This window comes from Cryobacterium sp. TMT2-10 (genome assembly GCF_004403075.1).
Classification (GTDB): Bacteria; Actinomycetota; Actinomycetes; order Actinomycetales; family Microbacteriaceae; genus Cryobacterium; species Cryobacterium shii.
Map to the genome: position 1 here is coordinate 18,104 of NZ_SOGW01000134.1, position 20,978 is coordinate 39,081.

The window sequence follows — 20,978 nt, forward strand, 5'->3', positions numbered from 1 at the left end:
GGGTCTCTCTCATGGATGCTGAAAGTCCGATGTCCGGGTCCGGAACAGGCAGCGGCCGGCGGCGTGCGCTTCTGGCCGCGATCGGCGTCCTGGTCGTCGTCCCGCTGGTCGGAGTCATCGTCTACCTGTCCGGCGAGGCCAGGTCGGCGGATTCGGCCGGACGGCCGCAACCCACGTCCACGCCCACCCCGGTTGCGGTCGCGTCGCCCGCGCCGATCACGACCGGGCCGCATCCGTCGTCCTGCGACAAGCTGTACAGCCCCGCCATGGTGGCGGCCCTCGGCGATCTCGTGCTCAACCCGGCCTGGCTGAAAGGCGCCGACGCCGGCCTGCGCCGTGGCACGGACGACCCCGAACTCGGCACCCTGATCGACGGGTCGGCGGACAAGCTCACCTGCGTCTGGGGGAGCGCGGCCGGCGCGTCCGGCACCGGTGTCAGCACGAACCTGGTCTGGGTGACGCCCGAGCAGAGCGCGGCCGCTCAGGCTCGGCTAGTCGCCGCTGGCATGAACTGTTACGAGGAACTCGGCGGGATGCGGTGCATCGTCGAAGGGGTGAATGCGGGCGGCACCCAGGGCGAGTCGCACTTCCTGCGGGACGGCATCTGGCTGGCCACCCGGTATGTGAACGCGGGTCCCGACGGTTACACCCACGACATGGTCGCCAACATCTGGGCCGGCGCGTAGAGCCGTCAAACCCGCGTCGCGTTTCCGGCCCCGATCCCAGTAAGATAAAGGCATCAACCGACATCCGGCGTGTCGGGATCAGAGGGACAATGTGCGGATGCGTGTAATCAGCCGGGTCGGTGCAGCCTCGGTCGGAGTCCTCGGGCTCATCGTTCTCGTGGGCTGGTATCTGGGCGTCGCCACCGTGCCCGATTCCGTCGCGGGGCTCTGGACCATGAAGCCCATGCCGGCGTTGGCGTTCGTTTTGCTCGCCGTCGCCGTGCTCGCACTCGATCGACGGCGGGCGGTTCTCGGCCTGGGCCTGGCGGTCGGGTTGATCGGCGGCCTCACCCTCGCGGAGTACATTCTCGGCGCCTCCCTCGGCATTGACGTGCTCCTGCCGGGGATCGATTTCGGTGGCCAGGCCGCCCGGATGGCGCCCGCGACGGCGATGTCCCTGCTGCTGCTCGGGGCATCCGTCGTCGCCAGCCGGTTCGAGCGCACCACCGTGATGCTCACCCTCGTGCTGGCCGCGCTCGGGGTCAGCCTGGTCGCGGTACTCGGGTATGCCTACGGGGTGTCTTCGCTCTATACCGTCGCCGGCCTGACGAGCATGGCCCTGCCCACGGCACTGGCCCTGGCCGTGCTGTCGGTATCCATCATGCTGCAGCGCCCGTCTCTCGGGCTGTCCGGTCTCCTCCGCGACCGCGGGAGCGCGGGGCGCCTGCTCCGCCAGGTGATCCCGTTCCTGGTCTTCGGGCCATTCCTGCTCGGCTGGCTCCGGTTGTGGGCCGAGCGTGAAGGCTGGTTCGGCTCGGCGTTCGGCGTGGCCCTGCTGATCATGAGCATGACGTTGCTGAGTTGCGCGCTGGTCTGGGTGGCGGCCCGGCGGCTGCTCGAACTCGACCGGCAGCGTGACGGCGCGATGCAGGCTCTGGCCGAGGCCAACCACACCCTGGAGGCGACGGTCGAGAGCCGCACGCACCAGCTCGCGGAAACAGCCGACACGCTGCACGCACTCATCAAGATCGCCCCGGTCGGCATCGTGCAACTGAACGCGGCGGGCGGCCTGGTCGACGCCAACGACCGGTGGCTGGCTCTGAGCGGGCTCACCAAGAGCCAGTCACGCAGCGACGGCTGGGCGTCGGCCATCCACCCCGACGACACTGACCGGGTGCTGCGGGAGTGGCAGGTCGCCGCGGGCGAGGGCGCGCCCTACGAGACCAGCCTGCGTTTTTACACCCCGACCGGGCAGGTGAACTGGGTTCAGGTGAGTACCGCGCCGATCCGGGACGCGGGGGGAGTGATCGGGCACCTCGCCACTGTCACCGACGTGACCGCGCTGCGGATGGCAGAGAATGCCGCGTCCGCGGCCAGTGCACGGTTCGAGGCCGCTTTCGACTCCTCGCCGCTGGGAACGGCCATCGTGTCGCTCGACGGCACGGTATTGGAGGCCAACCGGCGACTTCTCGACCTGGCCGGTCGGTCCTCCCCGGTCGTGAACGAGCCGATCGAGGCGATCTTCCTGGGTGTCGAAGTCGGTGGCGACGGCGACGAGGGCGGCGAAGCCGGGCAGCTGGTCGACGGCGCGGTCAACGCTCCGTCCACCCGTCAGCGTCTGGACCGACGGATGCGACGTGCCGACGCCGAGGAGACCTGGGTCAAGGTGAGTATCGCCGAGATTCAAGAAAGCGAGGAGACCGGGCAGCTGCTGTACCAGCTGGAGGACATCACGGCCCGTCGTCTCGCCGAAGCCCGGGTGGAACACCTGGCCTTCCACGACCCGCTGACGAACCTGCCCAACCGGCTGCTCCTGCTGGACCGGCTGAACCAGGCTCTGCTGCAGGCGTCGCGCCGGGGTTTGGGGGTCGCGGTGCTGTTCCTCGACCTGGACCGGTTCAAGTTCGTCAATGACAGCCTCGGCCATCAGGCCGGCGACGCGGTGCTGACCGAGGTTGGCATCCGTCTGCGGCAGAGTGTCCGCTCCACCGACACGGTCTCCCGCATCGGGGGAGACGAGTTCGTGGTGATCTGCCCGGACGTCGGCAGCGGCGCTGACGTGCAGAAGATCGCGGAGACGATCCAGAGGGCCATCGCGATCCCGATCGCGGTGGGCGAGCAGACCGCATCCGTCGATGCGAGCATCGGCATCGCCTTCGGTCTCGGCCAGGACGATGCCGAGACGCTGCTGCACAACGCGGACCAGGCGATGTACCTGGCGAAGGGTCGAGGGCGCGCACGCTACGAGATCTTCGACGACGACCTGCGCGCTCGCATCCACCAGCGACTCGACTCTGAGCTGGCGCTGCGCGACGCGGTCGAACTGGGCGAAATCGAGACGTGGTACCAGCCGATCGTCGACCTGCAGCAGAACACGGTCGTGGCGACGGAGGCCCTGGCGCGCTGGCGCCGACCCGCGCGCGGTGTGATCCAGCCGGGCGATTTCATTGCGATCGCGGAGGAGGTCGGACTGATCAAGCAGATCGGCACCGAGGTGCTCGGCCAGGCCTGCCGCGCGGCGAACGCGCTGGAGCGGGGGATGGCGGTCAGCGTCAACGTCTCGGCCCGGCAATTCGTGCAGGATGACTTCGGCCAGGTCGTGAAGCGGGCGCTGGACGAGTCGGGCCTGCCGCCCGAGCAGTTATGGCTGGAGCTGACCGAGAGCGCTGTGCTCGAAGCGATCGACTCGGCCGCGAAGACCTTCCAGGAACTGCGCGGACTGGGGGTGCGGCTGGCCATCGACGATTTCGGAACCGGCTACTCCTCGTTCACCCACCTGCGGGCGTTCACCGTGGACCTGTTGAAGATCGACCTGACGTTCATTCGCGATCTCGAACGCTCACAGCACGATCGCGCGATCGTGGAGGGCATCCTGCGTCTGGCGGATTCTCTGCATGTGGATGTCGTCGCGGAGGGAATCGAGACGACGAACCAGCGCGACCTGCTGAAAGCCATGGGCTGTCGCTTCGGCCAGGGCTACCTGTTCTCCAAGCCGGCTCCCTCCGTGCAGCCCATGGTGCAGTTCGTCCACTAGCCGTGGCTGCCGCCCCGCCTGCCGCCCCGCCGGTGACTGTTCCCGTTCCGGTCGAGAGTGCCCGCTGTAGCGGTCACTCTCGACCGGAACGGGAGCTCTCGGGTTCGAGTCTGCCTTGAGACCAGCCAGGAACCTGATCGGACGAGTCAGGCGTCCAAGATCAGGCGTCTTGGTGGGGATCGGGCAGGAGGGGGTTTTTGCCGGGCAGGGGTACCGGCGCGGTCCTCATTTAGGGGGACAAGCACCCCCGTCCGGGGTCCAGGCGGAGCGGGGCCCGACTGATAAATTCGGCTCAGGCGGTGAAGCCGGCCGCCCTTGCGACAGGAACCATGATGAGCGTCAGCGAAGCCCAGGTACTGTCCGGCTTCGAGCGTTCCGACTGGTCGAACGGCACGACGGGAACGCAGGCCGCGCCGGGGATCCGCCGGGCGCAGTTCACCGCGTCTGACACCCGGCAAGCCGCCCGCGAATTCCACGCCGGCGTCGCCCACCCCGACACCGCGCTGGTGATGTTCTTCTGTTCGGTGCAGTATGACCTCGACCTGATGGCCTCCGAACTGCAGCGGCTCTTCGTCGGCGTGCAAGTGGTCGGCTGCACGACCGCGGGTGAAATCGGCCCGTCCGGCTATCTGGACCACAGCATCACCGGAGTGAGCTTCCCCCCGGGCAGCTTCAAGGTTGTCAGCGGCGCCCAGCACCAGCTTCACCAGTTTGAACCGGCCCAGGCCCAGAACCTCACGCAGCACCTTCTGCGCCAACTTGACCGCGCCGAGCCGCTGGCCGGCGGCAGCAACACCTTCGCGTACCTGTTGATCGATGGGCCTGTCCGTGCGCGCAGAAAAGGTCAGCCGCGCCGTGCAGAACGGGCTGGGTCGAATTCTCGTGCTCGGCGGTTCGTCGGGCGACGGCATGCAGTTCACCGAGACCTGCGTCTGTGCAGACGGCGCGTTCCGAACCGGTAGTGCGGTTCTGGTCCTGATCAGCACGATGCTGCCTTTCCGCACGTTCAAGACCGACCATTTTGTTCCGACCGACGACCGGGTCGTCGTCACGAGAGCGGATGCCGACCGCCGGGTCGTGTACGAAATCGATGGGCGGCCGGCGGCGGAGGCCTACGCGCAACTGGTGGGGGTGCCGGTGGCGGAACTGACCGCCCAGCACTACGCAGAATGCCCGATGGTCGTCATGATCGCGGGAACCAAATACTTGCGCGCCATCCGATCGGCCAACGCCGACGGCAGCCTGACCTTCTACTGCGCGATCGAAGAGGGCTTGGTTCTGCGCGCGGCGCGCGGCCCGCGGCCCGCGGCGTGGGCCTCGCGGAGAAGCTGGAGGACACGTTCGTCGAGATCGAGACGGCGATCGGCCGACCTCAGCTGGTGATGGGGTGCGATTGCATCCTGCGCAAGGTCGAGGCGAAGTTTCGCGGGCTGGTCGGTCAGTCGCTGGTCGGGATCGTGCTGATCGAAGACGGCCGGTTCACCTACTCCAATTCACGGTTCGCCGACATGTTCGGCTACTCCGAACCGGAAATCCGGGAGCGCGGCCCGCTAGAGCTCACCGTTCCAAACGATCGTGAGTTCGTCGCAGACAATCTCCGTCGGCGGCTGACCGGGGCGATCGACCGCACCGACTTCGTGTTCCGTGGGCTGCGCAAGAACGGCGAGGTGCTCGACGCGGAGTGCCACAGCAAGGTGATGCGGGTCGGCGGCAGACGGATGCTGATCAGCATGGTTCTCGACATCTCCACCCGGGCCGCGGCCGAGCGCGAAATCCTCGTGCTGCAGGAGCAGCTCCGCGAGGAGTCGACTCACGATTCGCTGACCGGCCTCTACAACCGGCGCTTCCTCGACGCATCCTTCGCCCGCGAGCTGGTTCTGGCCGAGCGCTCGGGCGAGTCCGTCAGCGTGATCATGTGCGACCTCGATCACTTCAAAAGGGTGAACGACCGCTACGGGCACCAGGCCGGGGACGAGGTGCTGCGGGCCTTCGGCGAGCTGATGAAACAGCACGCCCGGGCCAGCGATATCTTCTACCGCTACGGTGCTGAGGATTTTCTGATGGTGCTCCCCGGCCTGGCCAGCGAGGGCGCCCTGGAACGCGCCGAACAGCTGCGGAGCGCCCTGGCGAATTTGACCGTGGAGCACGGGGACGGCCGCATCCGCGTCACGGCATCGTTCGGCGTCGCCACTTTCCCGGCGGACGGCCGCTCCAGCGACGCCCTGATCGCCGCGGCCGACGGCGCGCTGTATACGGCCAAGGCCGCCAGGCGCAATCAGGCGCAATCGGGCCGGTAGGATCACTAGAACGAGCCGTTTTTCGTGCCGCTACCCCCTCAAAGTGGGTCTGGCCCGACCGCCGGCCCGGCGATAGCGTTATCCCTATATACCTGAGCCTGTTCGAGAGGATCGAGTGGCAAGCCTCACCGAGATCCTGATCCTGCACGGCCTACTCCCGATCGAAGAGCTCGACCACCTCATGGCCGGCGATCCCGCCGACGAGAGTGCGGTGCGCGCCCTCGTCGCAAGGGGAGTCATCACCGAGGTTCAGTTCGCCCGGGCCCGAGCCCAGCAGGCGAACCTGCCGTTCGTCGAGCTGGCCGACTATCCGGTCGACCGACTGGCCGTGGCCCTCGTGCCTGTTGCCGTCTGCAAGCGCCACGAAGTCATCCCGATCGCCGTCGACGACGGCCGTCTGATCCTCGCGATGGTCGATCCCGGCAACGTCTTCGCCGTCGACGACGTGCGCGAAGCCTCACGGATGCGCGTCACCCAGGTCGTCGCCGAGCGCAGCGACCTGCTCGCCGCCATCACCCGCTACCACCGTGCCGACGACGAGCTCAGCGACCTGACCTCCACCCTCGAAGAAGAGAACGCGGCCACCGAGAGTTCCTCGTTCGGCGTCTCGGATTCGATCGACGACGACGCCCCGATCGTTCGGTTCGTGAACCTGCTGGTCAGCCAGGCCATCCAGGACCTCGCCTCGGACATCCACATCGAGCCTGGCGAGCACAGCCTGCGGGTGCGCTACCGCATCGACGGCGTGCTGCACGAGATGCAGACCGCACCCAAGAGCATCCAGAACGGCGTGATCTCCCGGCTCAAGATCATGAGCGACATCGACATCGCCGAGCGACGCAAACCGCAGGACGGCCGCATGACCGTGCGTCACGCCGGTCGGCAGATCGACCTGCGCGTGGCGACCCTTCCCACAGTGTGGGGCGAGAAGGTCGTCATGCGAATTCTCGACAACTCGAACACCACCCTGGACGTGCGCGCGCTGGCCCTGCTCGAGCACAACTTCGAGGCCTACAAGACCTCGTATTCCAAGCCTTACGGCATGATTCTGATCACGGGCCCGACCGGGTCTGGCAAGTCGACCACCCTCTACACGACCCTCGGCGCGGTCGCACGCCCCGAGATCAACGTGATCACGGTCGAAGACCCGGTCGAGTACCGCATGGCGGGCATCAACCAGGTGCAGGTGAACCCCAAGGCGGGTCTCACATTTGCGAGCGCGCTGCGGTCAATTCTGCGAAGCGATCCGGATGTCGTTCTGCTGGGTGAGATCCGCGACCATGAGACCGCGCAGATCGCCATCGAGGCCTCGCTCACCGGCCACCTCGTACTGTCCACCCTGCACACCAACGACGCGCCCAGCGCGATCACCCGCCTCACTGAGATGGGTATCGAGCCGTTCCTGGTGGGTTCCGCCATGGACTGCGTGGTCGCGCAACGGTTGGCTCGCCGCCTCTGTGACAAGTGCAAGAAGCCGTCCGACCTCTCGGCTGACTACCTGACTAAATTGCGGTTCGCGTTCGACCCGGACCGGCCGCTGCCCACGATTCACGAGCCGGTCGGCTGCACAAGCTGTTCGAAGACCGGCTACCGCGGCCGTATCGCTGTGCATGAAGTGATGACGGTCACCGAAGACATTGAGCGTCTGGCTGTCGCCCGCGCGTCCAGCGCGGAAATCGGCCGGGTCGCGCGTGAGCAGGGCATGATCACCCTTCGCGAAGACGGCTGGGCCAAAGCTCAAATGGGTTTGACATCGATCGAAGAAATCTTGCGAGTGGTCGCATAGTGCTGAAGGGGACATCTGCATGAGCCAGCCCATTTACGAAATCCCGGTGACGCCTCCGGGTGCTGCCGCCGGCAGCTGGACCGTCGGCGATCCCGACCGGCGCAAAGCCGCACCACTTGCAACGCCTGTCGACGATGCCGCGACGATCGAGACGGCCACAACCAAGGTCTATTCGCTCGATGAATTCACGTCGCCGGGAGGTCGTCGCGCCGCTGGACCCCCAGCCGTCGCTCCGCAGGTTGCCCGTGCGGAAGCACGACTCACCCCTGAGGAGCGCGCCGCCCTCGGTAACGCTGATCCAGACCTGGTGGCGGCGCTCGAGGAGGTTGTGATTCGCAATGCGTCCGACCTCCATGTCACGGCTGGGGCGCCTCCCAGCATCCGCGTCGACGGCGGTCTTCGGCCTATTGAGGGCGCGCCACGATGGATGCCGGAGAAGGTCGCGAAGGCCCTCTACAGCCTGCTGCTTCCCGACCAGCGCGAGCGGTTCGAGCGCGAACAGGAACTCGACTTCGCTTACACGGCGGGCGGTGCCCGCTTCCGCGTCAACTTCTACCAGCAGCGCGATTCCATCGGCGGAGCCTTTCGTCTGATTCCCCGAGAGATCAAGCCGCTCGACCAGCTCGGCGTGCCGGCTTCCATCGGCAAATTCGCCGGGCTCGCTCGCGGGCTCGTGCTCGTGACCGGTCCGACGGGGTCAGGCAAGTCGACGACGCTCGCTGCGATCATCGACCTCGTCAACCGCACCCGAGCCGACCACATCATGACTGTGGAAGACCCGATCGAATTTCTGCACAAGCACCAGAAATCGCTGGTGAACCAGCGGGAGGTCGGCCACGACACGCACAGCTTCGCAAACGCCCTGAAACACGTTCTGCGTCAGGACCCCGACGTCATCCTGATTGGCGAGCTGCGCGACCTGGAGACGATCTCGGTTGCGTTGACCGCTGCTGAGACCGGTCACCTCGTCTTCGCAACGTTGCACACGCAGTCCGCCGCGCAGACCATCGACCGAGTCATCGATGTCTTCCCGCCGCATCAGCAGGGTCAGGTGCGCGCGCAGCTTGCAGCCACCCTGCAGGGTGTCGTGTGCCAGACCCTGGTGAAGAAAGCAAGCGGAAGCGGCCGTGTTGTCGCCACCGAAGTGCTCGTGACCACTCCCGCAATCGGCAACCTGATCCGGGAGGGCAAGACCTATCAGATCACGTCGATGATGCAGGCCGGTCGGGGGCTGGGCATGCACACGATGGACCAGCACCTGGCAGAACTCGTCGATGCCGGCCAAATCACCCGTGAAGCGGCGCTTGAAAAGGCGCAGGAGCCCGATGCCATCGGCCAATTGATCCAGCGCTCAGATTCTCCGAAGGATGACATCGGGCGAGCGATCGCCTCCGGGGGCATCGACTTCGGTGACTCCTACTCCCGCGAGAAGCACTGATGGCCACCGTTCAGGCGTACGCCTACAAGGGACGTGACGCCTCGGGGAAGATCGTCAAAGGCAAGCTGGATGCCTCCAGCGAGGCGGCCGTTTCATCTCGTCTCAATACGATGGGCTTGTCGCCCATTTCGATCGTCCCGGCTCCAGACGGCACGGGGCTCAGCCGGGAAATCTCGATCCCTGGGTTCAGCAAGGGCGTCGGACTGAAGGACCTCGCCATCATGAGCCGGCAGATGGCAACCATGATCGGCTCGGGACTGTCCCTGCTGCGCGCGCTGAACATCCTGGCCGAGCAAACCGAAAGTGCTCCTCTCGCGAAACTCCTCGTGCAGGTGCGCGACGACGTGGAGACCGGCACCTCGATCTCCGACGCGCTGGGCAAACACACTGAGTCGTTTCCACCGATCATGGTCAACATGGTTCGTGCCGGTGAGACAGGCGGATTTCTCGACGGTGCGCTCGAGTCAATCGCGGCGAACTTTGAGAAGGAGCTCAAGCTCCGCAACACGATCAAGTCCGCCTTGACCTATCCCGTCATCGTGTTACTGATGTCCCTCGGAGCAGTCATGATCATGCTGATCTTCATCGTGCCGATCTTTGAAGAAATGTTCAAGGGTGCTGGCCAGGGGCTTCCAGTTCCGACAATGATTTTGGTCTACCTTTCACGATCGATGGCGTGGGTGGTACCGCTCCTCGCCGTCGTCCTCATTGCCTTCAGCATCTGGTGGAAGAAGAACAAAAACACGGACTATGTGCGCAAGTTTGTCGACCCCCTCAAACTCAAGCTGCCCGTCTTCGGTCCGCTAGCGAAGAAGATCGCCGTCGCCCGGTTCGCCCGGAACTTCTCGAACATGATCGGCGCCGGCGTGCCGATCCTCCAAGCTCTGAAAATTGTCGGAGAGACCTCAGGAAACTGGGTAATCGAAAACGCGCTCAACGAGGTGGCGGAATCAGTCCGCCAAGGCCATTCCATTTCCGCGCCACTTCTGCGCCAGCCCGTATTCCCGCCCATGGTCACCCAGATGATCGCCGTCGGTGAAGACGCCGGCTCGCTAGAAGTCATGCTCGACAAAATCGCGGACTTTTACGATGACGAGGTGCAGTCGGCCACCGAGCAGCTGACAGCTATGATCGAGCCGCTCATGATCGCATTCCTGGGGGTCATCATCGGAGGCATGGTGATCGCTCTTTATATGCCGATCTTCGGAATAGCGGGCGCAATCAAGTGATGTCCTCCGCACTCATGACTGCCGATGGCCGCCAGCGTGTGGCTCGATTCGACTGAGGTGAAGGGTGTTGTGCCCCCAGCATTGGGGGCGTGTTGCTCGTAAATGACCCCCTCAAGTGGGTCTTAGCCGGGAGTTGTTGCCAGTACAGTAAAATCCTGATCGGTTGCCGAAGGCCGGTTCTCTAGCCCCCTAACGAATGGATCCCATCGTGCTCACTCGCAGCCTCAGCGCACTCAACGCCCGTCGCAAGAACCCCGAAGCAAACGAAAAGGGCTTCACCCTGATCGAGCTCCTCGTCGTCGTGATCATCATCGGCATCCTCGCCGCAATCGCGATTCCCGTTTACCTCGGAATTCAGAACAGTGCGAAGGAGAGTGGTGTTCAGTCGGACGCGACCAACGCCAAGATCGCCGTCATCGCGTACCAGACGGATAAGAATGCCCTTCCCACTGCAGGAGACATCACAGGCCTCGACGCCAAATACGGACTCACGAAGGGCGACTACACGTCCGCGATCACGCTGACTGTTCCTACCACCGGAACCGGCTTCTGCGTGCAGGTAACCAGCAACACGACCCCGGCCGTTAACTTCGGTGCCACTGAAGTCCAGGGAGCGAAGAAGGGCACCTGCTTGGCCGGCGCCTTCACTGTGGCCAAGTAACAGGGCTAGCTCCAGCTCGAAGTCCAGTGTGGGTGCGACGCCATGGACAGGCGCCTCACCCACACTGGGATCTTGACATTCGAGGCTTCCAGGCAACTTTGTTGAAACGAAGAGGTGCGCACGTTGAACACAGCCAACCGGCGCCACCGACCGATAGTCCTGGAGGACAGCGGCCTCGGGCTAATCGAAATCATGGTTTCCATGATGCTCCTTGCGGTAATTTCGCTGGCAGTATTGCCCACCCTCATCGGTTCAATCAAAGCGACCTCGCAGAACGCGACCATTGCGACTGCAAGTCAACTGCTCAGCCAACAACTTGAAGAGGCTCGGTCTCGCGACTCAAGGTGTGCAGCCCTCGCTAATTTTGCGGCAGAGACGATCGCACCTGTCGTGGACGGGCGCGGCGTTTCTCTGCAGCCGAAGCGCGATCCGATTGTCTGTCCTTCAACGTATCCAGGTACTGTGCGTGTGCGGATCTCCGTTGTTGTCTCAGGCACGACACAAGTGCTCGCCTCTGCCGTCAGCCTGATCTTCGTGAAGACTGGATCGTGAAGGTTCAGGCTGTGGGCCGAAAGCTTGTGGTCGGCGAATCGGGCTTGACTCTCGTCGAGTTGCTCGTGGCGATGGTCTTGTCTGTCGTCATCCTTTCAATTGCCGGCGGGCTCCTGCTGAACGCGGTGAGAGCTCAGAATGCTGTTCAGAGCGCGACTGCGGCCACGAACCTCGGCCAACTGATCGCACGTTCGGTGGAGGCCGGGGTGCGGAACGCTTCAGCGGTCACGGTAATCAATGACCCGTTAACTGGAACTCAACTTTTGATCGCGCGGACTGCTGGTCGGGGTTCGACGAATTCCTGGTCGTGCCAGGCTTGGTTCTACACTCCTGCAAATGGCGGTGCTGTTTACACGAGTAGAACAACTCCTCCGGCGGCCATCATGGCACCATCTGGAATTCCGATAGCACCTTGGACTCTCATCGGAGATCGATTGTCGTCCGTTGATGCGGCCACTTCGACCAATGTCTTTTCGGCTCCCAGCGGGCGCGTGGACCTCAAGTTCGTGGTCACGAACGGAAAGCGGGCACCAATTCTGGTGCAGTCCACGGTCTATCTCAGGAAGGCTCCGACAGTGAGTTCACCATGTTTCTGATCGAGCGTATCCACGGACTCCGCCGCGAGCGCGGCAGCGCATTGGTCGGTGTAATCGGAGTTCTTGCAGTCGCCAGTATCGTCACTCTGACCGTAGGTACACTCACTGTGGGCGCCCTTACTTTCACTAACTCGACGAGGGCAGGGGTGCAGGCTCAGGCTGCCGCCGAATCGGGCGTGGACGTGGCCGCGGCAGCGCTCGCCGCGGGGAACTGCCAGCCGACCTTTGTTAGCGGCGGAGGGAGCATCCCGAAGTACTCCGTCGCCATCTACTTCACCAGAATCTCCACCGGTGAAGATTCGTACACGGGCTGTCCGTCTTTTGCCGACGTCGACCGCGTGAGGGTAGTCTCGACCGGTTCTGCGGTTGGGCCGGGGACGGTGAGCGCGAAGATTGAGGCAGTTTTCGCGTTTATACCGCTTCCCGTCCCACCCCCCATAACCGCCAGCGGCGGGGCAATCTACGCTTTCGCGCAGAACGATCCCACCATGAATAACTTGACAGTCACCCAAGGCTCTACTGTCCGACCGGTCATTCAATACCTGTCGGGCAGCATGACGTGCACGTCCCAATCGACGATCGACGGCGATGTCATCCTCGGCCAGGGCTCCGTCTCGTCCATGAGCCAGTGCACAGTCAATGGCGACCTCTGGGCCTCGGGCACGGTCGACATGCAGTCCGGGAAAGTCACCGGCAACGTGAACGCCTTGGGTGTACGCAGCGGGGTGTCGGTCACACTTTCAAGCTCGGCAAATGTGCTCGGTAACGTCTACGCGGCGGGTCCGGTGTTGATAGCAGGGGACGTCGGTGGAAATGTGGTTTCCGGGCCAGGGGTCGGCGGTTCCTCTTTTACGAACCAAGCGTCGATAGGTGGATCAGTTGTGGCCGCTGGCACCGTCTCGTATGCCAGCAGGGGCGACATCGTAGGAACAATTACTGAGAGTAAGTCGGGAATCGTTACTCCGACGATTCCGTTTGTGCCGGGCTGGGCCGATTATGTATATGACGCGGGCGCTTGGAAGACCGAAGCAGGCGTTCAGTATGTCGAGCGCACCATGTCGTCCTGCGGCGACCTGGCAGCTGAGTTGAACTCGGCTCAGAATTCACTCCTTCCGATCATCGTGGATACGCGCGTATGCGGGGGTTCGACGGACTTCTCTAGCATCAATCTTCAGCTCAAGAGCAATATGGTGCTGATCGCCAACGGCTTCAAGTTCCAGAACAACGACATTCAGTCATCGAGCATTGCAGAGAAACGCCTGTGGGTCATCACCCCAGATAGCCTCGTCGATTCGCTGCCAACATGCACAAGTGCTTCCGCGTCTTCCATCGGCACGCAGGTGGTGGTGGGGCCGCACGTCAGCGCGTTGGTCTACACGCCCTGTGATATCGACAACAAGGCGGATATTTGGCGTGGACAAATCTACGCGCGTTCGGTTAAGACCAGCGCGCCGTTCACGCTCATTTACCTTCCCTTGGGTGTCCCCGGCGTCAATCTCTCGTTGGGAACGCAGACGCCCAGCCTCCCGCCGGGTGCGGGTAACCTGGGAGATCGAATCTCCATCCGGGATCTGGCTGGCTAAGTTGACAGTCCTCGTTGGAATTTTCGGCGCATTAATCGGATCGTTTCTGAATGTGGTTGCATACCGCGTGCCGCTAAAGCTTTCGGTTACCTCCCCGCCGAGCGCCTGCACATCTTGTGGCGTCCGCATCAAGGGGTACGACAATATTCCAGTCCTGTCCTGGGTGTTCCTCCTTGGACGGTGTCGCAATTGCAGCTCTCGCATCTCAGCGCGATACCCAGCCGTCGAGCTGGGGACCGCCGTCTTTTTTGGGATAGTCACGTGGCGATTCCTTCCGAATAACGGAGTCCAAGCATCAGCTCTGCCGACGATCACTTCCACGTTCCTGCTCATTGCTTTCCTGTATCTCGTCTCTATCAGCGTTGTCCTCGCCTTGATCGACGCAGACACGCATACCTTGCCAAATCGCGTAATACTTCCTAGCTACCTCGTGGGAATCGGGTTTTTGGCCGCTGCCTCTATCTCTGTCGGTGATGTGAGTTCACTGCTACGCGCTGGCGCGGGCCTCTGCATCCTGTGGGCCTTTTACCTGGGCCTCGCGCTCCTTTACCCCGGAGGGATGGGCTTCGGAGACGTCAAACTCGCTGGTCTCCTCGGACTCTTTCTTGGCTACCTCGGCTGGGGAGAGCTCATAGTCGGGGGCTTTGCGGCATTCTTGCTGGGGGGCATCTACGGCGCTGGCCTCCTACTTGCGAAGCGCGCCAGTCGCAAGAGCGGGATTCCGTTCGGCCCATGGATGCTGGCTGGAGCCTGGGTCGGAATCCTTTTTGGGGATCAGTTATGGGAGGGCTACTTGTCTCTCCTCGGTGTGGCTTAGAAATGACAATCAGGTCGGTCAAAGGGAGCAGGATCCAGTGGCAACGAGCGTTGTAGGGATAGACATCGGCAGCGCCGCGCTTCGGGCCGTGGAATTGGCGGACCCAGCGAAGGCGAAGCCGACTCTACTGAGATACTTCGAGGTCCCCTTGCCCGACGGTGCCGTCAGCCGCGGCGAAGTCATGGAGCCGAACACCGTCGCGGGCGCCCTCAAGCAGTTGTGGTCTCAGGGTGGATTCAAGTCGAAGGACGTTGTGCTCGGGATGGGAAATCAACGGGTACTCGCCCGTGACCTGACCGTTCCGAAGATGTCACTCAAGCGCATCCGTGAGTCCTTGCCCTTCGAAGTGCAGGATATGTTGCCCGTTCCTGTCGCGGATGCGTTGCTCGATTTCTATCCCATCTCCGAGTCGACCGGGGAGAACGGGCCGGTTGTCAACGGTCTGCTCATTGCGGCCGTGAAAGAAGCAGTGTTGGGCAACGTCAAGGCCGCCCAGCTTGCCGGCCTGACGACAGTCGACGTCGACCTCATCCCCTTTGCTCTTAGCCGGGTGCTGGTGACCCGCCCACGCATCGCCGGTACGGTGGCACTCCTCGATCTGGGAGGAAACACCAGCAGCGTCGTGATCGTCAAGGATGGCGTTCCACAGTTCGTGAGGATCATTCCGACGGGCGGCAACGACCTCACGGAGGCTCTCCGCAACGGGCTCGCAGTGGACGCCGTGCAGGCTGAATCGATCAAACGGACCTGGGGGTTAGCGACAGGCGCCGTCCCAGCGGCGGACCAACCGGCAATCGAAATCATTTACCAGGTGACGAGCGAACTGCTTACGAGCCTCCGCAACACCATCAATTACTACGGGAATACCCGACCGACCGATCAGGTGCAGCGGATTCTGCTTAGCGGGGGAGGAGCGCTCCTGAGCGGCTTTTCGGCAGCCCTAGCGGAACTGACCCGCCTCGACGTTTCGATGGCGGACCCGTTCACGACAGTTTCCCTGGCTCGTACCGTTGACGAGGCGGCACTGCGAGGAAGCAGCTCAGCGTTCACTGTTGCTTTGGGCCTTGCCCTGGGGAGCGCGGCATGAGCGGCGACAAGAGCAAAGAGACACTGGTCATTGGCGGCGAACCGCGGGTCGACCTGCTTCCACTCGAGGTCCGGAAGGAACGCACAGCGAAGGTCATGCGCCGGCGCCTCGCTCTCGGCGTGGTGGGCGTGCTTGCTCTCGTGATCGCGGGCTCTGTCGCCGCAACGGCCATGTCCTTACAAGCTCAAACTCAGTTGGCAGATGAGCAGGCGCGTACGGTTGGCCTCCTGGCAGAGCAGTCCAAGTACATCAAGGTCAGGAACGTGCAAGACCAGGTCACTCTCGTGGAGGCGGCTCAGCAGGTCGGCGCTTCAACGGAAATCGACTGGAAGAAATACCTTGAGGACGTTCAGGCGACCCTGCCCCAGGGCGTGACGATTGACGCGATCACCGTCGATTCGGCCTCACCGCTCGCAATTTATGACCAGCCGACCCTGCCCCTCCAGGGTTCGCGAGTCGCAACTGTGAGCTTCACCGCGACAAGCGCGGTCCTTCCCGACGTGCCAACCTGGCTGAACGCGCTCGCGACGTTGCCCGGGTATGCCGACGCTCTTCCCAGCTCGGCCAACTTGGACGAGACAACCAAAACCTACAAAGTGAATATCACTATGCACATCAACGATGCCGCCTTCTCGAAGCGCTTCGCGACGGAAGGGAAATAGTCATGGACAAGAACCGGCTCTGGATCATCGGTTCCGCGCTGATGATGGTTCTTGTCGTTGCCCTCGGCTGGGTCGTTGGCATCCAGCCCCAGTTGGCTGCGATCTCGACTGCGAACGATCAGCGTGTCTCGGTCGAGCAGACGAATACGGGCCACCGGGCTTCGCTGGCCAAGCTCAAGGAAGATTTCAAGGGAATCGACGGTCTCGATCAGCAACTTGCGTCACTGAACAAGTCCGTTCCATCTGGCACCAATGCGCCTGACTACGTAGATCAGCTCGACGCTCTGGCGATCGCGAACCAGGTGACCCTCAAGGGCCTCACGATCGCCGATGCGGAGGCCTACACGCCCGTTGCGCCTGTCGCGCCCGCCGTGCCCGCGGCTGAAGCTGGATCACCAGCGCCCAGCCCGGCTCCAACAGCGACCCCGACCCCGACTGCCGCACCGGGATCCCCGCCCGTAACCAATGCCGGCATCACTGCAGCGAACTTCGCTTCGCTCTCGGTTCAGATCACCGTCTCCGGAACCTACAGCAACGTTCTCAAGTTCGTCAACGGGCTTCAGACGGGCGCTCGACTCTTTTTGGTGACTGGTCTGACCACGACCGCTGCGACGGGGAGTTCAGCGCCGGGAGGCACGGCGGCACCGCAGCCCGCTGCCGCACCTGGGAATGACGGGCTCGTCGATGGGTCGATCTCGGGCCTCATTTACTCGATCGTGGCTGCACCCGACCCGCTGGCAGCCACCGGAAAATAAGGCGCGTGCCCGGTCGAGCCTCCCTCACCCGGGGGACCCGCATTGCTAAGGTAGTGGCTGATCGACACGGCCAACCACTAGGAGCGCACCATGAGCGACACAACGTCCCCTGAGGGCAACCGCAAGCCCGACAACGAGCCTGACTCGGTCGATCACACCGACCACGCCGAGCGAACGGATGCCCCGGACTACACCGGCACCGGCTCCCACGCCGGCTCGGCCGACTACTCCGACGCAGCCCAGCCGACGGCGTCCTACCCCGCCCGGCCCGTTGGCGAGCCGATCTCCTACGACGCCCCCGCAGCACAGGATGCGCGCGAGCCGAACGAGCTCAGCGACGCACAGAAGCGCGAGGCCGACAAGCGCGACGCTTACGTGCCCGCCGCCACGGTAGCACCGACGCCGAACACGACCGCGGAGACCCAGCGCCTCGAGCCGGTCGCGAACCGGGGCGAGACCGCGAACGCGGCTTACGCGCCCGCGAACACGACCGTGACGCCGCCCGTCTACATCCAGGCTCCCACCGCCCCGAAATACAAGAGTAACCGCGGCGTCGGCCTGTTGATCGCGCTGCTCTCCACCGGCATCTTCGCCGTTCTGTACTCGCTGATCGCGTTCGCGCTCTCGGGCATCGGCAGCCTTTCCCTCTCCGATACCGCGGCGAAGTTCACCGACTTCATCGTGCTGCCGATCTTCTACGTGCCGGTCATCTTCTTCTTCGTGGCTTTCGCGCTGCTGGTGCTGTTGGTCAACCGCGGCGGCTGGTGGGCCTACGTGCTCTTCGGCTTCCTGGTGGCCGTCGTCGTCTACTTCTCCTACATCGGCGCAGCGCTGTTGAGCGTGCAGGCCTGGCTCTTCACCCCCGACGAGGCCGCGCGCTTCATCAGCCAGCAGTGGCTGAACCCGGGCGCCATCGCCGCCGCCGTCGTCGCCCGCGAGGTGCCGATCTGGGCCGGCGCCTGGATCGCCCGCCACGGCCGCGGCGTCACCACGCGCAACGCCACCACCAAGGCAGAGTACGACCGCGTTCTCGCCGAGGGGCCGCAGGGCATCCGTTCCAACTAACCAACGCTTCGCACTGTGCGGCGCTCCTCCGTCAGGGGGAGCGCCGTTCGTCTTGCCAGGCAGTGTCAGCCGGCAGCGGGGAAGGGCTTGTAGGGGCGTCGCCCTTCCGCCACGTCCCGGTTCAGCTGCAGCAGACGCTCCAGAATTCCGGCCGGATCGGCCGCGATCGACGGATCCCAGCCATACGCGTCGGCCACCGCCTCGTCGAGGCGTCGGTGCAACTTCGCGAGATCCGGGTTGGCCTCGGGCCAGCCCGGGCCGTAGAGCCTGCTCAGGCCGACCTCGCGTTCCCGGCAGAGCTCACTCCGCCTCCGGTAGAGAGCAACGCAGGCTGCGGCGACGGCGGCCCGGTGGCTGGCATCGACCGGATCCGGCCAGGGGAACGTCGCGAGTGCCGCCGTCGGCGTGTTGCGCAGGTCGCCCTCCAGCGTGCCGGCCCGGGCCCAGGTGTCGTAGGCGCCCGAGAGCAGAATGCCCATGCTGTAGTCGTCGTCCCCGGCGAAGATCATGGTCGAGTTGCTGGCCACGATCCACGGATGCGCCCACGCCACGATCATCCGCTTGCCGAGTGATCCGAGCACCGCGTACCGTTTCAGCGGCTCGAGCGCGGCCCGCATGGGCAGCCGGGGCCGGCCGAAAAGCCACCAGCGGGTGCGGAAGGTCTCATCCGCGTTGGTGTCGCGCTCGGGTTTCACCCGATCCTGAACGATCTCGAGCGCGCGCGGATAGCGCCCCGCCTCGTCCAATTCCCGCTGGCCGAAGTCGATGATCCAGCGACCCGACTGTTGGCGGGGGTCGTCGGCCAGGTCTTCGCTGGTCAGGTAGGGCCGCACCACGTCGGAATACGGAATGGACCAATCGTTCAGGACCGCCTTGGCCTCCTCGCGTTCGAGGATGAATCCCTTTCCGACCGGAGTCGGGCTCTGGAAGAACTTGCCGCGGTTGGCGGGCAGGGCGACGGGACGCCACTCCGGCTCGGGCTCGGGCGCCAGCGTGACCGGCGTCGGATCCACGGGCATCGGTTCGACCGGCGCCGGATCGGGCCGCTTGAGATGCTTGCCGACGAGAGCGTTCGCGGCCCGGTGCTTCAACGCCTCAGACTCGGCATCGCCGGCCGTCTCAGCGGGCACCAGCAGATGGCGCGGTGCTGCGTCGGGCGTTTGAGGCTTGGCGATGGTCGGAGGCTGGACGATGGCAATCGTCGCGGGCGACGGTTCATCGGTGCTGAGCAGGGCTTTCGCTCGACGGAACAGATTCACGTCTTGTTCTCCGCCCGCCCCAGGGGCAACCGCAAAGACCGCGGTGCCATCACGGAAAGACTACGCCGCGGGAACAGTGCGCGTCTGCACCCACAAAGGGCGACGGTGCCGTGTCGACCCCGCTAAACTCGCACAAGGCGCAGGCAGGGGGAGCAATGCGGGATTACCAGAAGTATGCGACGATCGTCGCGGTCTTCGCTGCGGTGCTCTACGTCGCTCTGGTCGTCGCCGCGTTCGGCATGATCAGCCTGCTCACCAACCGCGACGTCATCACCGACCCGAATGCCGGGCTTCTCGTCGGCCCCAGCATGACCGCCGCCGCCTCGCTCGTGGTATTCCTCCTGATGCTCCTGCTCGGCCTCCGCAGCCGGCCCGAGAACCAGCGCATCGCCGTCGGCCACTCCCTCGGCACCGGGCTCGCCGCGTTCGGCGCCTTCGTGCTCGTCGGCACCATTCTCTTCGCCCTAAACGCCGGGCTTCCGGCCGACAGCATCGCCTTCGCGGGCTCCGTGTTGCTCGGCCCGTTCGCGGCGACCGCCGGCATCCTCGGATTCATCGTCACTCTGGTCTATTCGATGGTCCTGGCCTCACGGATGCCCGAACGCGGCCGCCCGCTGTGGCCGTGGGAGCGCCGCGATGACTGAATCCGCACCGGGGGGATGCGAATCGTGAGCGTCACCCTCGACGTTGAAACCACGGATGCCGTCGGGCGGAGGGCCGACGGACGTCCCGACCACGAGTACGCGGCCGCCCTCGGGCTGATCCCCGCGTCTCCGATGCGCCGGTCCCTCGCGTTCGCCATCGACTTCGCCATCTGGCTCGTCCTCTTCGTTCCGGGCGTGCTGGCCACGGTTCCGGTCTGGAGCCGGCTGCCCCTGGGCCTGACCACATACTGGCTCGGGGACCATCCGGCCTTCGGCGCCGCCGCCGTCGGGTTCGGGGTCAGCCAGGTGCTGGTGCTGGCCTTCGTCCTGGTGCAGCTCATCCTGCACGGCAGAAAAGGCATCACCGTCGGCAAGGCCATCTTCGGCCTCCGCTCGGTCAGCGTCGTCGGCTTCGGCCGCCCCGGTTTCTGGCGCATCGTGCTGCGCGCCGCCGTCTTCCTGGCCGGCGCCCTCGTGATCCCGGTGCTCGGTGCCGTGCCGCTCCTGATTTCCCCGCTCTGGGACACGGAGCGCCGCGGCCGGGGCTGGCTCGACGTCATCGGCGGCATCTGGCTCCTCGACGTGCGCGCGGGCCTCGACCCGGTCAACACCAAGCAACTGCGCCACGCCCGCAAGGCCGTCACCGCCGCTCCGGCCGCGGCACACACACGGATGCCCTCACTCGCCACCCGCACGGACGACACTGAGGGCGCCGCTGAGGCCTTCGTCCCCGGCCAGCGCTCCCGGTCGGGAGTCGTCGCGGGGCCCGTCGCCGAGCCGTCCGCTCCCGTGGCGTCCGCCCCCGGCGCGCCCGCTCCAGCGGCCGCCGCCCCGATCGGCCTGGCCCC

General features: G+C 64.6%; 20 protein-coding genes. 19 read left to right on the forward strand and 1 reads right to left on the reverse strand.

Annotation, left to right across the window (positions count from 1 at the left end):
• Positions 1-29 precede the first annotated feature (29 nt).
• The 17 genes from E3T37_RS16455 to E3T37_RS16535 all read left to right on the forward strand — a co-directional run bounded on the left by E3T37_RS16455 (position 30) and on the right by E3T37_RS16535 (position 18,227).
• Complete coding sequence (locus E3T37_RS16455; protein WP_134368345.1) at positions 30-686, forward strand: hypothetical protein; 657 nt, start codon at positions 30-32, stop codon at positions 684-686.
• 97 nt (positions 687-783) lie between these two features.
• Positions 784-3,699, forward strand: coding sequence for an EAL domain-containing protein (locus E3T37_RS16460; protein ID WP_134368346.1), 2,916 nt, complete (start codon positions 784-786; stop codon positions 3,697-3,699).
• A 332-nt stretch (positions 3,700-4,031) separates the two neighbouring features.
• Positions 4,032-4,661 carry an FIST N-terminal domain-containing protein gene (locus E3T37_RS17690; protein ID WP_166806131.1) on the forward strand — a complete coding sequence of 210 codons (630 nt, stop codon included), beginning with the start codon at positions 4,032-4,034 and terminating at the stop codon, positions 4,659-4,661.
• Entirely contained in the window at positions 4,555-5,082 is a 528-nt protein-coding gene (locus E3T37_RS17695; protein ID WP_198416063.1) for an FIST signal transduction protein, read from the forward strand. Before E3T37_RS17690 ends, E3T37_RS17695 begins: the two co-directional genes overlap by 107 nt.
• Positions 5,010-5,996: a sensor domain-containing diguanylate cyclase gene (locus E3T37_RS16475; protein ID WP_166806132.1), complete on the forward strand. Its 987-nt coding sequence runs from the start codon at positions 5,010-5,012 to the stop codon at positions 5,994-5,996. Before E3T37_RS17695 ends, E3T37_RS16475 begins: the two co-directional genes overlap by 73 nt.
• A 115-nt stretch (positions 5,997-6,111) precedes the next feature.
• Positions 6,112-7,782, forward strand: coding sequence for a GspE/PulE family protein (locus tag E3T37_RS16480; RefSeq protein WP_134368350.1), 1,671 nt, complete (start codon positions 6,112-6,114; stop codon positions 7,780-7,782).
• 19 nt (positions 7,783-7,801) lie between these two features.
• The gene (locus E3T37_RS16485; RefSeq protein ID WP_134368351.1) at positions 7,802-9,220 is read left to right on the forward strand and encodes a type IV pilus twitching motility protein PilT; all 1,419 of its coding nucleotides are present in this window, start codon (positions 7,802-7,804) and stop codon (positions 9,218-9,220) included.
• Positions 9,220-10,449 (forward strand): type II secretion system F family protein, encoded by a 1,230-nt coding sequence (locus E3T37_RS16490; protein ID WP_166806133.1) that lies wholly within the window; start codon positions 9,220-9,222, stop codon positions 10,447-10,449. Before E3T37_RS16485 ends, E3T37_RS16490 begins: the two co-directional genes overlap by 1 nt.
• A gap of 208 nt (positions 10,450-10,657) precedes the next feature.
• Positions 10,658-11,110: a type II secretion system protein gene (locus E3T37_RS17720; protein WP_304992871.1), complete on the forward strand. Its 453-nt coding sequence runs from the start codon at positions 10,658-10,660 to the stop codon at positions 11,108-11,110.
• Between the two features lie 123 nt (positions 11,111-11,233).
• Positions 11,234-11,662: a prepilin-type N-terminal cleavage/methylation domain-containing protein gene (locus E3T37_RS16500; protein WP_166806134.1), complete on the forward strand. Its 429-nt coding sequence runs from the start codon at positions 11,234-11,236 to the stop codon at positions 11,660-11,662.
• A gap of 11 nt (positions 11,663-11,673) precedes the next feature.
• On the forward strand, positions 11,674-12,258 hold the full coding sequence (locus tag E3T37_RS16505; RefSeq protein WP_206750643.1) for a type II secretion system protein J: 585 nt from the start codon (positions 11,674-11,676) through the stop codon (positions 12,256-12,258).
• Positions 12,249-13,841 (forward strand): pilus assembly PilX N-terminal domain-containing protein, encoded by a 1,593-nt coding sequence (locus E3T37_RS16510; protein WP_134368355.1) that lies wholly within the window; start codon positions 12,249-12,251, stop codon positions 13,839-13,841. The genes E3T37_RS16505 and E3T37_RS16510 overlap by 10 nt, the downstream gene beginning before the upstream one ends.
• Position 13,842: 1 nt before the next feature.
• Positions 13,843-14,658: an A24 family peptidase gene (locus E3T37_RS16515; RefSeq protein WP_241994591.1), complete on the forward strand. Its 816-nt coding sequence runs from the start codon at positions 13,843-13,845 to the stop codon at positions 14,656-14,658.
• A gap of 37 nt (positions 14,659-14,695) precedes the next feature.
• Positions 14,696-15,745: a type IV pilus assembly protein PilM gene (gene pilM / locus E3T37_RS16520; protein ID WP_134368356.1), complete on the forward strand. Its 1,050-nt coding sequence runs from the start codon at positions 14,696-14,698 to the stop codon at positions 15,743-15,745.
• Positions 15,742-16,407: a hypothetical protein gene (locus E3T37_RS16525; protein WP_134368357.1), complete on the forward strand. Its 666-nt coding sequence runs from the start codon at positions 15,742-15,744 to the stop codon at positions 16,405-16,407. Before pilM ends, E3T37_RS16525 begins: the two co-directional genes overlap by 4 nt.
• 2 nt (positions 16,408-16,409) lie before the next feature.
• A complete protein-coding gene (locus E3T37_RS16530; protein WP_134368358.1) occupies positions 16,410-17,162 on the forward strand; it encodes a hypothetical protein in 753 nt (250 codons plus the stop codon).
• A gap of 90 nt (positions 17,163-17,252) precedes the next feature.
• Positions 17,253-18,227 carry a hypothetical protein gene (locus E3T37_RS16535; protein ID WP_134368359.1) on the forward strand — a complete coding sequence of 325 codons (975 nt, stop codon included), beginning with the start codon at positions 17,253-17,255 and terminating at the stop codon, positions 18,225-18,227.
• Between the two features lie 65 nt (positions 18,228-18,292).
• On the opposite strand, the gene E3T37_RS16540 is transcribed toward E3T37_RS16535, so the two are convergent.
• Positions 18,293-19,486 (reverse strand): hypothetical protein, encoded by a 1,194-nt coding sequence (locus E3T37_RS16540; protein WP_134368360.1) that lies wholly within the window; start codon positions 19,484-19,486, stop codon positions 18,293-18,295.
• Between the two features lie 155 nt (positions 19,487-19,641).
• Between E3T37_RS16540 and E3T37_RS16545 the strand changes: the two genes are divergently transcribed.
• The gene (locus tag E3T37_RS16545; RefSeq protein ID WP_134368361.1) at positions 19,642-20,130 is read left to right on the forward strand and encodes a DUF6121 family protein; all 489 of its coding nucleotides are present in this window, start codon (positions 19,642-19,644) and stop codon (positions 20,128-20,130) included.
• Positions 20,131-20,154: 24 nt separating this feature from the next.
• Positions 20,155-20,978: RDD family protein (locus E3T37_RS16550; protein WP_166806136.1), on the forward strand; the 824-nt coding region annotated here is incomplete at its 3' end.